Annotated in this window: 13 protein-coding genes; 3 read left to right on the forward strand and 10 right to left on the reverse strand. The window is 70.4% G+C overall.

Going from position 1 to position 12,687, the window contains the following annotated elements:
- Window positions 1-9: 9 nt before the first annotated feature.
- On the forward strand, window positions 10-774 hold the full coding sequence (locus KYK13_RS23005) for an alpha/beta fold hydrolase (RefSeq protein WP_223633244.1): 765 nt from the start codon (window positions 10-12) through the stop codon (window positions 772-774).
- Between the two features lie 66 nt (window positions 775-840).
- Here the strand turns inward: KYK13_RS23005 and KYK13_RS23010 are convergent, their stop codons facing one another.
- From KYK13_RS23010 to def, 5 genes are all read right to left on the reverse strand, one after another.
- Window positions 841-1,152 carry a hypothetical protein gene (locus tag KYK13_RS23010; RefSeq protein ID WP_223633246.1) on the reverse strand — a complete coding sequence of 104 codons (312 nt, stop codon included), beginning with the start codon at window positions 1,150-1,152 and terminating at the stop codon, window positions 841-843.
- A gap of 279 nt (window positions 1,153-1,431) precedes the next feature.
- On the reverse strand, window positions 1,432-2,592 hold the full coding sequence (locus KYK13_RS23015; protein ID WP_223633249.1) for an FAD-dependent monooxygenase: 1,161 nt from the start codon (window positions 2,590-2,592) through the stop codon (window positions 1,432-1,434).
- A gap of 30 nt (window positions 2,593-2,622) precedes the next feature.
- The gene (locus KYK13_RS23020) at window positions 2,623-3,471 is read right to left on the reverse strand and encodes an MBL fold metallo-hydrolase (protein ID WP_223633252.1); all 849 of its coding nucleotides are present in this window, start codon (window positions 3,469-3,471) and stop codon (window positions 2,623-2,625) included.
- 19 nt (window positions 3,472-3,490) lie between these two features.
- A complete protein-coding gene (locus tag KYK13_RS23025) occupies window positions 3,491-4,558 on the reverse strand; it encodes an NADH:flavin oxidoreductase/NADH oxidase (protein WP_223633255.1) in 1,068 nt (355 codons plus the stop codon).
- Window positions 4,555-5,181 (reverse strand): peptide deformylase, encoded by a 627-nt coding sequence (def, locus tag KYK13_RS23030; RefSeq protein ID WP_223633258.1) that lies wholly within the window; start codon window positions 5,179-5,181, stop codon window positions 4,555-4,557. The genes KYK13_RS23025 and def overlap by 4 nt, the downstream gene beginning before the upstream one ends.
- Before the next feature lie 138 nt (window positions 5,182-5,319).
- Between def and KYK13_RS23035 the strand changes: the two genes are divergently transcribed.
- Window positions 5,320-5,814, forward strand: a complete 495-nt coding sequence (locus KYK13_RS23035; protein WP_223633261.1) for a hypothetical protein — start codon at window positions 5,320-5,322, stop codon at window positions 5,812-5,814.
- A gap of 3 nt (window positions 5,815-5,817) precedes the next feature.
- Here the strand turns inward: KYK13_RS23035 and KYK13_RS23040 are convergent, their stop codons facing one another.
- Window positions 5,818-6,969, reverse strand: a complete 1,152-nt coding sequence (locus KYK13_RS23040; RefSeq protein ID WP_223633269.1) for a fatty acid desaturase — start codon at window positions 6,967-6,969, stop codon at window positions 5,818-5,820.
- Window positions 6,970-7,064: 95 nt separating this feature from the next.
- On the reverse strand, window positions 7,065-7,541 hold the full coding sequence (locus KYK13_RS23045; protein ID WP_223633271.1) for a MaoC family dehydratase: 477 nt from the start codon (window positions 7,539-7,541) through the stop codon (window positions 7,065-7,067).
- Between the two features lie 186 nt (window positions 7,542-7,727).
- On the opposite strand from KYK13_RS23045, the gene KYK13_RS23050 reads away from it, so the two are divergent.
- Window positions 7,728-9,125 (forward strand): BamA/TamA family outer membrane protein, encoded by a 1,398-nt coding sequence (locus KYK13_RS23050; protein ID WP_370645147.1) that lies wholly within the window; start codon window positions 7,728-7,730, stop codon window positions 9,123-9,125.
- Between the two features lie 18 nt (window positions 9,126-9,143).
- On the opposite strand, the gene KYK13_RS23055 is transcribed toward KYK13_RS23050, so the two are convergent.
- The 3 genes from KYK13_RS23055 to KYK13_RS23065 all read right to left on the reverse strand — a co-directional run bounded on the left by KYK13_RS23055 (window position 9,144) and on the right by KYK13_RS23065 (window position 12,682).
- On the reverse strand, window positions 9,144-10,058 hold the full coding sequence (locus tag KYK13_RS23055; protein WP_223633276.1) for a DUF5995 family protein: 915 nt from the start codon (window positions 10,056-10,058) through the stop codon (window positions 9,144-9,146).
- Window positions 10,059-10,216: 158 nt separating this feature from the next.
- Window positions 10,217-11,473, reverse strand: coding sequence for a c-type cytochrome (locus KYK13_RS23060; RefSeq protein WP_223633278.1), 1,257 nt, complete (start codon window positions 11,471-11,473; stop codon window positions 10,217-10,219).
- A gap of 96 nt (window positions 11,474-11,569) precedes the next feature.
- Complete coding sequence (locus KYK13_RS23065; RefSeq protein WP_223633281.1) at window positions 11,570-12,682, reverse strand: hypothetical protein; 1,113 nt, start codon at window positions 12,680-12,682, stop codon at window positions 11,570-11,572.
- Between the last annotated feature and the right edge of the window lie 5 nt (window positions 12,683-12,687).

The following is a 12,687-nucleotide window of genomic DNA, read 5'->3' on the forward strand; positions in this document are numbered from 1 at the left end:
AGCCACGCCATGCCATTCGCGACGAAGTCCGGCCGCCGCATCCACTACGAGGTCCAGGGCCACGGGCCGCCGCTGTTGCTCCTGCACGGCCTGCTCCAACTGGGCACGCACTGGGAGCTCAAGGGGTACCGGCCCGCGCTGACGGACAAGTACACGGTGGTGACGTTCGACGCGCTGGGGCACGGCTGGAGCGACACGCCGCACGACCTGGAGGCCTACCGGCTGCGGCACCGCGTGGAGGACGTGCTGTCGGTGCTCGACACGCTCTCCATCGAGCGGGCGCACATGTGGGGCTACTCGATGGGAGGCTGGACGGTGTGTGGCCTCGCGTCCTTCGCGCCGGAGCGGCTGGCGTCCTACGTGGTGGGCGGCTGGGATCCAGTGGTGGGCCTGCCTGTCGCGTACGCGGCGCTGGAGAAGCAGCTCAAGCCGGGCACGAACGTGGACTGGTTCCAGGTACTCCTCATGGGAGCACGGCGCGCGCCAGAATTGGCCGAGGCCATTGACGCGGGAGACCTGGACGCGCTCCGGCTGTGCATGAAGGCTTGTGAGACATCGGCGGGCCTGGATGAGGCGCTGGTGCAATCCGGCAGGCCGGGGCTGCTCTATTGCGGCGCGATGGACCCGTACCACGACTCCATGAAGGCCGTGGCACAACGGGCTGGTGCGGCGTTCGCGACCATCGAGCATGCCGACCACGGCGGAGCCTGGGCAAAGGCGCCCAAGGTGCTGCCGCACGTGCTGCCGTTCCTCGAATCAGTCGCCCGGTCCTGAGGGTTCCATGACGCCTTTTTCCGCGAACCCTGGGTTGGGAGAAATCAGTTCTGGTAGCCGTCCGCTTCACCGCGTGGGCTGGATGGCAATCACCCGGACGTCGAAGTCCTTGCACTCGGCGTCTTTGCAGACGCCGTTGAGCCACGCTTCACCCTGGCCGAACATCACGCCGTCCTCATTGACGAAGAGGTCCGCGTAGCGCTGCCGGGTGATGACCTTGGCGATGTCCGGCGTGACGATGACGTCGTAGTGCCTCCTGAACGCCGCGGCGTCGTGCAGCTTCACCTTCCTGCCGCCCACGTTCGCGGTGAAGGGATACGCCACCATCGCGGCGACGGCCTTCGTGTCATGCGCGGCCACCGCCTGCTGAAACGCCACGAAGGCCTGTTCATACTTCGAGGGATCACCAAGGACACGCTGGATGCGCGCATTGACCGCACCGGTGTCTTCAGTCGTCCCAGCATCGGGAGGTACGACCGCGAGGGAGGGCGGCGACGCGGGAGGGCGTTCGGTGTCTCCCCGCGACTCGGTGCGCTGACACGCAGCCGAGGACACGAGGACGAGGGCGGCCAACCGCTTGGAATTCTTTTGCATGAGTTCCCCCCGCCAGGGGCCGACAGCGCTCTCCTGGCAGAGGCGAACTCTACTGAGCCTGACTCAACGCAGGCCTTGCACCAGCGTCTGAAGCTGCCGTCGCGCGGTCGACGCCGGAACGCGTCGGAATAGCGCATCGCGGACAAATCGCGCAGGGCCACTTTCCCACTGGGCCACCCGTCCCACCTGACGTGAACGCACCACCAACATGTTGGCGCGCTTCACCCGCCGGGCCTCGTAGGCCCGCAGTGCGTCCTCAACGCCCACCTGCGCCGCGAGACACTCCCCCAACACGACACCATCCTCGATGGCCTGACATCCCCCCTGCCCCAGGTTCGGCGTCATCGGGTGCGCGGCGTCGCCCAGCAGCGTCACACGCCCCCGGCTCCAATGCCGCACTGGCGGCCGGTCGTGGATGTCCGTGCGCAGGACGCGCTCGGGCGATGTCGCCGCGAGCAGCCGCGCGATAGGCGCATGCCATCCCGCGAAGCGCTCCTGGAGGACGGCGAGCTTCTGTCCCGGCGCATCCTCCGCGCCCGCGGGCGCATTCAACGTGGCGTACCAGTACACCTCGCCATGGCCGATGGGCACGGTGCCGAAGCGGGCACCGGGGCCCCACGTCTCGGTGAAGTGGCCCGCTTGCACCAGCTCCGCGCCCGCGCAGACACCGCGCCAGCTGGTGTAGCCGGAGTAACGCGTGGGCCGTGCCCCCAACAGGCCGGTCCGCACCGCGGAGCGCAGCCCATCCGCGCCCACCAGGACATCGCCGGTGGCCGTGCCGCCATCCGACAGCGTCACCGTGACGCGCTCGCCGTCATCGTGGAAGCCCGTCACGGCGACCCCCAGCCGCACGGCCTCCTCCGGGCCCGCGTGGGCGCGAAGGACGGCCTGGAGGCGGGCGCGGTGGATGGCCACCATCGGAGCCTGCAACTCCTCCTGGAGCGCACGCACGTCCACGCCGGTGATGACGGCCCCGGTTGGATCAAGGATGACGGTCCGCTCGGCGCGCTCGCCCTCCGCGACCACCGCGTCACACAGGCCGATGCGGCGCAGGGCGACCGAGGCGTTCATCTGCACGATGAGGCCCGCGCCCACGGGCCGCAGGGCGTCGGCACGCTCGAACACGGTGGCGCGCAAGCCCGCGCGCTGGAGTGCGCAGGCCAGCGTCAGGCCTCCAATGCCGGCACCGGCGATGAGGACGTGACGAGGAGCTGAAGACGGCATGGCGGCCTCCTGACACGCCGGCACCACGGGTCAACCGAACCAGCGGCCGGCGTCGGGAGCAAAGACTCGCACGCGCTCCAACAGCGACGCGGGCAGGCGGGCCTGGAGCGTCGCGTGGACCTGCGCGGGGCTGTAAGCCTGACTGAAGTGCATCAGGACCAGCGCCTCGTTCTGGAAGCGGTCCGCCATGGAGGCGATCTCCTCCAGGTGGATGTGGGCCCGCTCCTGCGCGTCACGCACGGTGCGCTCCGCGTCGATGAACGTGCACTCGAGGATGAGCACCCGGCTGTCGAACAGCGACGGCTGGCGCTCCAGCACGTTGGAGAGCGTGTCCGTGCAGTAGGCCAGCTCCAGGCGTTCGACTTCATCGAACAGCGGCTCACCGGCCTGACGGCGGCGGCCGATCTCCGCGGGCGGCAGCTCGCGGAACTCCGCCTTGAGCTTCGCGACACGGCGGAGGAACTGGTAGCCCAGCGACGGCACCGGATGGTGCGTGCGGAAGGCGCGGACCCACAGGTCCTGCTGCACCTTCACGGTGTCACCCGGGCGCAGCGGGACGGTGCGGACCTCCGACTTCATCCGGTGCAGACGCCCCAACGCCGCGAGCGCCTCCTGCACCGGCGCTTCGATCTCCGCCGGCAGGTAGACGAACGGCGGCCCCTTCCCCACGAGCGCGCGGATGCCCAGCAGCGAACCCAACGCGCTCGCATGGTCCGCGTGGCCATGGCTGAGGAAGATGCGCTCCGTGGTGGCGAACGAACGGATGGGGATGCCCGCGTCGAGCAGCACCCCCAGCTCCGGAACCAGGAGCGACGTGTACACGCCGCCCACGGACACGCCGCGCACGGTATAGGGGCCCGCCTGCACCTCGGTCAGCATGCGCGCAAGCCTACGCCGATCAATTCTTCGCGCGCTCGTACTGGTGCGGCCACTGCACGTCCGAACGCAGCTCCTTCGCGGCGCGCAGCGGCCAGTACGGATCCCTCAGCAGCTCGCGCGCCAGGAAGACGGCGTCCGCCTGCCCCGTGGCCAGGATGTGCTCGGCCTGGTACGCGGAGCGGATCATCCCCACCGCGCCCGTCAGCATGCCCGTCTCCTTGCGCACCCGCTCCGCCAGCTGCGTCTGGTAGCCCGGCCCCACCGGAATCTTCGCGGAGGGCACCACGCCGCCGGACGAGCAATCCATCAGGTCCACGCCCTCCTTCTGCACCCGCCGCGCCAGCGCCACGGAGTCCTCCGGCGTCCAGCCCCCCTCCACCCAGTCCGTGGCGGAGATGCGCATGAAGAGCGGCAGCGACTCCGGCCACTTCGCGCGCACGGCCCGCGTCACCTCCAGCGCGAAGCGCGTCCGGTTCTCGAACGTGCCGCCGTACCTGTCCGTCCGCTTGTTCGACAGCGGCGAGAGGAACTCGTGCAGCAGGTAGCCGTGCGCCGCGTGCAGCTCGATGACCTGGAAGCCCGCCGCCTTCGCCCGCACGGCCGCGTCCGCGAACGCCTTCACGATGCGCTGGATGCCCGCCTCGTCCAGCGCCGTGGGGACCGTGTAGCCCTCCTCGAACGCCTCCGTCGTGGGCCCCAGCGTCTGCCAGCCGCCGTGCTCCGGCTCCACGCGCTTGCCCGCGTCCCAGGGCCGGGGCGTGGACGCCTTGCGGCCCGCGTGCGCCAGCTGGACGCCGGACGCGGCGCCGTTCTGGTGCATGAACCGGTTGATGCGCGCGAGCTGCTCCACGTGCGCGTCCTTCCACAGCCCCAGGTCCTGCGGCGAGATGCGGCCCTCCGGCTCCACCGCCGTGGCCTCCGTCAACACCAGCCCCGCGCCTCCCACCGCGCGACTGCCCAGGTGCACCACGTGCCACTCGTTCGCGAAGCCGTCGTCGCTCGAGTACTGGCACATGGGCGAGACCACCACGCGGTTGCGCAGGGTGATGTCCCGCAGCTTCAGGGGGGTGAACAGCCTGCTGCTCATGTCGGGTCCTTTCGGGGAAGCGACGGGGTCTGCTCCGGCAGCCCCAGCGCCGCGCGCACCTGGGCCGTGCTCCTGCCCAACCAGTGCCGGCGGTGGTTCTCCTGCGTCGTGAGGCTGCGCGTCTCCATGCGGTCCACGTAGAGCGTGCCGTCCAGGTGATCCAGCTCGTGCTGGATGATGCGCGCGTACCAGCCGCGCGCGGACACCGTCACCGGCTGCCCGTTCTCATCCAGCGCCTCCACGCGCACGCCGCGCGCACGAGCCACCAGCGCCGCGAAGCCGCTCACGCTCAGGCAGCCCTCGTGGAACTCCATGGGCGTGGGGTCCTCCACCACCAGCCTGGGATTGATGAGGACGTGGAAGGCCACCGGCGCCCGCTCCCGCAGCGCCAGGTCCGCGGGCGACACGCCGGCCTGGTACTCGGGCCGGTCTTCAATCACCACCAGCCGCAGGCCCACGCCCACCTGGGGTGCCGCGAGCCCCACGCCGGGAGCGTCCCGCATCGTGTCGCGCATCAGCTGGATGAGCCGCCGCGTGTCCTCACTGCCGATTTCTTCCGGGGTCAGCTCCCGCGCGCGCTCGCGCAGCACCGGCTCCCCCGCCTGGACGATCTTGAGCACCATGGTGGCCCCACCGTAACAACCGCTCTCCCGCCGCGCCGCATCGCCGTGGGGCCGGCATGGGCCCGGCCGCCCGGTCCCCCACGGAGAGGGCAGCCCCTGGCGTGGAGGGGTGCCACTGACGGTAGGCTGTGTCGCACCATGGCTCGCCGCAAGAAGGCCGACGAAACCTCCGCGCGCGTGCGCAACCTGCTCGCCCTCGACGCCGCCGGCATCATGCGCAGGCTGGCCGCACGCCGGGAGGAGATGTTCCTCCTCTTCTCCCGGCTGCGCAGCCGCGGCCCGCTGGTGGAGACGGTGGCCTCGCGCTACGCGGACGGCGCCTTCGCCCAGCTCATCCACCTCACCGAACAGGAGCAGGCGGTGGTGGACCACTTCTACGCGCGCCTGGATGAGCTGCGCTGGTACTTCACCTACACCGAGGACATGCCCGGCACGGCGCACCAGACCTTCGGCGCGCTGCACCGCCGGCTGGAGGAGAGCTACCGCCTGTTCGTGGAGACGCTGGGCCTCCCCGTCCAGCCCGACGGCACGCGCGTGGTGAACGCGGAGGCCGTGCGCAGGGAGGACACGTCGCCCGAGGCCACGCCCGTGGCGCTCGCCCCGGTGCCCCGCCGTCGCTCGCCGCCCGCCTGACGCTCAGGCCGCGGAGGCCTCCGCCCGGGCATCCGCGGCGGACATCGCGGGAGCCGCGGCCTTCACCAGCCGCTTCATGGACGCCTTGCCCACGACGACGTCCACCATCTTGCGCGCGCGCGTCCAGACGCTCTCCTGCACGTAGGGGATGCCGTACCTCTCGCAGAGCGCCTTCACGTGCGGCTGCGCCTCGCGGTACTTCAGCATCGGCAGGTCCGGCCAGAGGTGATGCTCGATCTGGTAGTTCAGCCACAGGTGGGCGAAGTCGTTGACGTCACCGCCCGTGGCGTAGTTCGCGCTGCCCACCACCTGCTGCACCATGCGCTCCGCCTTGTTCGCGGGCGCCGAGTCGAAGCGGTACAGGTCCTCGCCGGTGTGGTTGGGCCCCACCACGAAGAACGTGTGGAGGTTGGTGACGACGTCCGCCAGCACGGAGTTGCAGAACACGCTGAACGCGGCCCACGGCCCCAGCACCAGGAACGCCGCCGGGTACAGCCCGAAGAAGACGGCCGCGTATGGCAGGTAGCAGCGCGTGATCAGCTCCCAGACCTCCGCGCGCGTCAGCGCCCCGCCCTCGCGCCGCCCCTTGCGCCGCAGCGAGCCCAGCGTCTCCGGCGCGTAGTAGCTCGCGCGCCACGTGAGGGCCAGGAGCCCCAGCTGCACGTAGCGCAGGGCCAGCGGCCGGCCTGTGTCGCGCAGCGTCCCCTCCGCGTTGCGCTCCAGCAGATCCGGATCCGCCTCCTCGCCGGTGTGCGAGTGGTGCAGCACGTTGTGCTCGAAGACCCACGCCTCCGGCAGCATCCAGTCCAGCCAGTCCACGAACCGGCGGCCCCCCTTCGCGAAGCCCTTGCTCGTGCGCGACGCGGGCATGCCCGGCACGCGGTCATAGCCGCGGTGCCCCACGTGGTGCATGAGCAGCCAGCGGGTGGAGCGGCCCAGGCCCAGCGCCACCGCGGAGAGCGGGTTGGGGGCGATCCACGCCGTGGCCACGCCCAGCACCGACGCCACCTTGCCCCAGCGTTCCATCTTCCGCAGGTGCGCCGCGTCCGCCTCGCCCAGGTTCGCGTCCAACTGCGCGCGCAGCGCCTTCAGCTCCCGGTAGAAGCCCTCCACGTCCACGGAGGACACATCGAAGTCGGGGGCGGCGCGCGACATGCTGGAGGACTCCTCGGGTGCGGGACGGGAACCACGGCCGGATGCGGGGCGCACGGTAGCCTCCACCCGTCCCCGCGCAAAGCGTCCCGTCCCGCTCACCCGCCCGCAGGGCGGCGGGGCAGCACCAGCTTCGCGACGAGCACCTGCACCACCTCCCCCTTCTGGTTGCGCGTCTCGCTGCGCACGGTGGCGATGCCCCGGTCCGGCCGCGTGCGCGAGGGGGTGACCTCCAACACCTCGCTCTCCACATGGAGGACGTCCCCCGGGCGCGTGGGCCGGGGCCAGCGGATGTCTCCGCCCGCGCCCACGATGCCGCCCTTGAAGGGCAGTCCGCTCTGGACGTTGAGCTTCATGGTGAGGGCCGCCGTGTGCCAGCCGCTCGCCGCCAGGCCCTCGAACAGCGTGTCCTTCGCCGTGGCGTCGTCCAGGTGGAAGCCCTGCGGGTCGAACTCCCGCGCGAAGGCGATGATCTGCGCCGCGTCCAGCGTGTGCGTGCCGCTGATGAACTTCTGCCCCACCGACAGGTCGTCCAGGAAAAGCTCCCGGCGCCTACCCTCTTCCGTCGAAGCCATGGTCACGGCCCTCCCAGATGGATGCATCTTCAGATGATGATCATAATAAATCTGGCCTGGGAGGGCCCGCCTCATCGCCGGAGCGGGCGGGGCGCGGCGCAGGCCGAACGTTGAAGACTGCGCGCCCGCGCCGTGCGGCACACGTTGAACCGCCAGGGCCCTCGGGCCATGCGGTATGAGCAGGGCGTGATCCTCCACCGCGTCCGCCATCACCTGTCCATCCTCGCCATGGCCCTGACCGGCCTGGGTGCCTCCCGGGCTCACGCCGACGAGGACACGCCCGATGCCTCGCTCCGCCATCCGGTCGTGGCGGAGGTGACGGTGGAGGGCGCGAACAAGACGACGTCTGGGACGGTGCGCTCGTTCGGGCGGGTGGGCGTGGGCGACGAGGTGGACAGCGAGGAAATGGAGAAGGTGGAGCGGCGGCTGCTGGCCACGGGCCTCTTCCAGGAGGCCCACGTCAGCACGGAGCCCCTGCCCGACGGGCGCGTGCGGCTGGTGCTGCGCGTGAAGGACAAGGCGTCGTGGGTCGTGGCCCCCACGGTGGCGCTGTCCTCCGCGAACACGGGCGGCGGACTGCTCTACGCGGAGAACAACCTGGCCGGCCGGGCAAAGAAGCTCGCGGTCGCGGCGCAGGCGAGCACCGGCGAGAGCGGCCTGTACGTGGGCTATCTGGACCCCATCCTCTTCGGCCTGCCACAGCTCAAGTTCAGCCTGGAGGGACAGCTCAAGAGCGACCGCGTGGACGAGTACCTCCCGGGCGCCAGCCAGGACAACCCGGAGATCCTCCGGCGCACCCGCCTCAACTCCGCGTCCATCAGCTCCGAGCTGGGCTTCATCCTCTTCGAGCGCGTGCGCGCGGCGGCGAAGTACCGGCTCGCCAGCATCGACGCCCAGGCCCCGGACCCGAAGAAGCCGGTGACGACACAGGCGTTCTCCACCGGCCCCGCCCTGCGCGACGCCTCGCTGCGCTTCATGGTGGGACTGGACTCACGCCAGACGCTGCACGCGGTGACCGAAGGACTCAACCTGGAGGGCTCCTACGAGGTCTCCGTCCCGGGCGTGTGGAGCGAGTTCCGCTACCGCAAGTTCGGCCTCCTCTACCGCCACGGCATCCGCTTCTTCAGCGAGCACAACCTGGTGCTGCGCGGCGAGCTGGCCGTGGGCAAGGACCTGCCCTTCCACCAGGAGCTGGTGATGGGCGGCAACACGCTGCGCGGCTTCCAGTACCGGCAGTTCCGCGGCGACACCCGCCTCACCTTCACCGCCGAGTACCACTTCCCCCTCTTCAAGGTGAAGTCGCTGGCCTTCCGGGGCGTGGGCTTCTCCGACTCAGGCGCCATCGCGTGGCGGGACCTGCCCTCCGACGGGCTCTTGCGCGACGGAGCGGGGCGCGTCATCCGGGGCTATCTGCCAGAGACGACGGCGAGCCCGAACTCCGTCACCGTGGCCCAGGGCGTGGGTGCGGGCCTGCGGCTGTACCTCAACAACGTCGTGCTGCCCCTGTTGGGCGTGGACGTCGCCTACGGCGTCAACTCCGGCCAGGTGCGCTTCTACCTCGTCGCCGGAGTCACGCCGTCCTGAAGCAGCCCGCTCCCTGGCTCAGGTGCTCACGCCAGGCCACGCCTCCGGCGCCAGCGTCAGGCGGAACGGCGGCGCGTCACCGCGCACCGTCCGCCACAGCGCCTTGTCCGCGCACAGCGCCTGCGCGATGCGGCCGGACGTCGCGCGGATGCGCTCCACCACGGCCTGGTGCTCCTCCGGCGTCTGCGCCTCCAGCATCGCGACGACGTTCTCCCAGACGCGCTGCCGCCAGACGATGAGCATCTCCATCACCGCCCGCTCCACCACGGGACGGCTGAAGGGCATGCGCAGCAGCAGCCGCGTGGACACGCACCGGTAGCGCTCCGCGAGCAGGTCCACGCACTCCGGGATGCACGCGCGAAGGATGGTGTTCACGTGGAAGTAGTCGTGCCGGTAGCGAGCCAGGCGGCGAGCGTCCACCGGCGGCGACTGGTGCGCGATGCTGTCGTGGACCACCATTCCCAGGTCGTGGTTGATGTGGGCGCTCACGCCCAGCAGCGCGTCCTGATAGGGCTGTGTGATGCCCTGCGCGGGGTAATGCGTCGCGAACCGCCACGCCGCGCTGGGCAGCGGCCGGTGCATCAGCGAGTCCCGCACCGCGACGAGCGCCTCCTCCGCGAAGCGGCCTGTCAGGTGGGACAGCCACTCGGGTTCGAGGAAGCCGCCCGCGTCCGGCCGGTTCAGCAGGTGGACGACCCGCCGTGTGACGATCGCGTAGATGTCCAGGAAGATGGCGCGCGAGTCGCTCCGCGCGTTCAGCCGGCTGACAATCTTCTCCAGCCCCTCCAGCGCCTCCTCCGCGTCGACAGGATGCCAGAGCACGTCATCCAGCCGGATGGCGTCCCGCGCGTCGGGGGCCGTTGAATCATGGAGGTAGCGGGACTTGGGGGACTGCTTCCGGGTGGCCTGGGAGAAGGCCGGTGAGACGTTCATGGCGAGCGCTCCGCGGGAGGGGGGAACGACTTCACCTGAAAGCCTATCGAAACCGGCCCTCCCCTCAAAGACGGCCCACCGCGATTTGACGTCTTGTTTCACCAGCCCCCCGCGCGTTGGCTCTCACGCGGGGGGGCTGTGTCACACGAACGTCAATTTCAGGGCGCGGTGCCTTCGCTCACGCCACTGCCCGTCTTGCCCAGCACGTACTTCGCGAGCGACAGGGCGTTGTTCTCATCGATGAGCGACTCGTAGGTGGGCATCTGCGTGCCGGGCTTGAAGGACTCCGGGTTGCGGATCCACTTGGCCACTTCCTCCGGGGCCTTGCCCTTGGCGCCCTGGAGCTTGGCCTCGTAGGCCTTGCCGGCGGCGTGGCAGGTCGCGCAACCCAGCGCGCTGAACATCTTCTCGGGGTCGCTGTTGGAGGGCTCGACCTTGGGGCGGCCACCGGTGGGCGGCGGCACCACCTTGTCGTTGGCCTTCACGGAGCGCAGGAAGGTGTAGAGGGCCGAGAGCTCCACGTCGTCCGCGTAGCGGTACTTGGGCATGGGCGGGCGGAGGATGAAGCCGCCGGGCGTGATGCCGGTGACCATCGCGTGCTTGAACTCGTCCAGCGTCCACTTGCCAATGCCGGCTGTCTCGCTGGGGGTGATGTTGGGCGACAGCAGCTTGCCCTCGCCGCCCAGCGGCACCAGGTCGAACTCGAAGCCGCCGCTCAGCAGCGTCTCCGGGTGCTGCATCTTCACCGCGCTGCTCTCCAGGCCCGGCGAGTGGCAGAAGGTGCAGTCGTAGACGGCGGAGGCGATGTAGCGGCCGTACTCCACGGAGTCCGCCGCCTTCGCGGGCACGGGCACCGGCTCCGTGCGGCCCTTGTCGTTGATGCCCATGGCGAACGCGAACGCCATGCGGCCCGGAGGCGTCAGCTCGGAGCGCGGCGGCTGCTGCTTCTCCGGCGCGAAGTCCGGGTGCCCGGAGCGCATGAAGCCGATGACCGCCGCGATGTCCTTGTCACCCATGTTGGGGAACGGGGGCATGGGGCGGAAGTGGTTGTTCTTGTCGATGCCGTTGATCACCATGCGGGCGATCTCCTGGTCCGTCCAGGCGCCCACGCCCATCTCCATGTCGGAGGTGATGTTGGCCGAGTAGAACGTGCCCAGCTCGGCCGGGAAGTCGTGCATCCGGCCGCCCACGGGCTTGGTGTTGCCGCCGCCCGCGTGGCACTCGCCGCACACCGCGCGGAACACCTGCTCACCGCGGGCAATGCCCTCCGGCGAGCTGTCCCGCGTGATGTTGGGCAGCGCGACGTAGTCATACGTCTTGTTGATCTTGTGGGTGGCGACACCCATGGCGGTACCCGCGCCAATCAAGGCCAGCGCGACCAGGACGCCTACGGCGATCAGGATCTTTTTCATCATGGGGAACGGTGCTCCGAACGAACGGGGACACGGGACTCCGCCATCCCTCGGGACGGGATGGACGGAGCGGAGGCGCTGCGACTGTGACTGCGGCTGCTACTGCCCGGGCAGACAGGTGGTGAGCGGGGGAATCGAGATGGTCGTCGTGGGGACGGTGCTGTTCACCTGGAGCCCGGCGAACGTGACGATGCCCGGGACCTGCGGGATTTCCAGCGGCTGGAACGCGAAGCGCGGGCCCTTGCCCGGCGCGATCTCCAGCGTGTCCTTCACCGTGTAGGTGATGTTCGCCGGAGGCCCCATCAGCGGCGGCTGCACGACGACGATGATGCCCAGCTTGCTGCTGGCCGCCGGCGGTCCCGGGGGGATGAAGAAGCCGCGCGCGGACTGCAGCGGCGCCAGGGGTGGAGGCAATGCGCCCGGAGGCGCCCAGTCGATGTGGAACACACGTCCGCTGGAGGCTTCCACCGTCGTGCTGTCCGCGGGCACGCGGAACACGGGGAAGCCCGGGGCGTAGAGCCAGAACACCGTCACGCCGCCGTACTTCGCCGGGTTGAGCAGGTCCGCCACCGTCACGGACGTGCTGGTCTCGGCGCTGAGGGACCGGGCCACCGCGTCCAGGATGCCCTTGTCGCTCATCTGGAGCGCTTCCAGGCCCACGCACGCGCTGTGGGCCGGCACCACCGGGCGCACCGTCATGGTGGTCAGGTAGTTGCCCGCCGGCACGGGCGGCAGCGGGAAGGGCCCCTGGACGTCATTGGCCACGGTCCCCGGCCCCGGCACGGACAGGACGAAGTACGGCGCGCCCCTGCGGGTGGGCACCTTCTCCATCGTCCACAGGCCATGCGCGTCCGACGGCACGGGCGCGGCCGGCGCGGGGGGCATGTGGGTGACGGGATCCGGCACCGTGTCCTGCAGCGTGACGAGCGCGCCGCGCACCACCGAGCGCTGGAACAGCGGGCTGAACTCCGCGTACAGCGGCGGCAGCGCGCACTGCGTGCCCGGAGGGGCGCAGTGGGCCAGGTTGAAGAAATAGGCCTCCGGGTCCACCGCGAAGCCGGAGAGCCGCGAGGTGAGACCCTCCGGCTCGCGGTTCTCGTAGACGGGGCGCGGCGTGAAGTTCGACGCCGCGGGGGAGGAGGTGTTGTCCTGGCAGCCGGCGTTCAGCAGGGCCGCGCCGAGGAGCGTTCCGACGAAGAGGGCTCTGTGCATGGCGG

The organism is Corallococcus sp. EGB, from assembly GCF_019968905.1.
GTDB lineage: Bacteria > Myxococcota > Myxococcia > Myxococcales > Myxococcaceae > Corallococcus.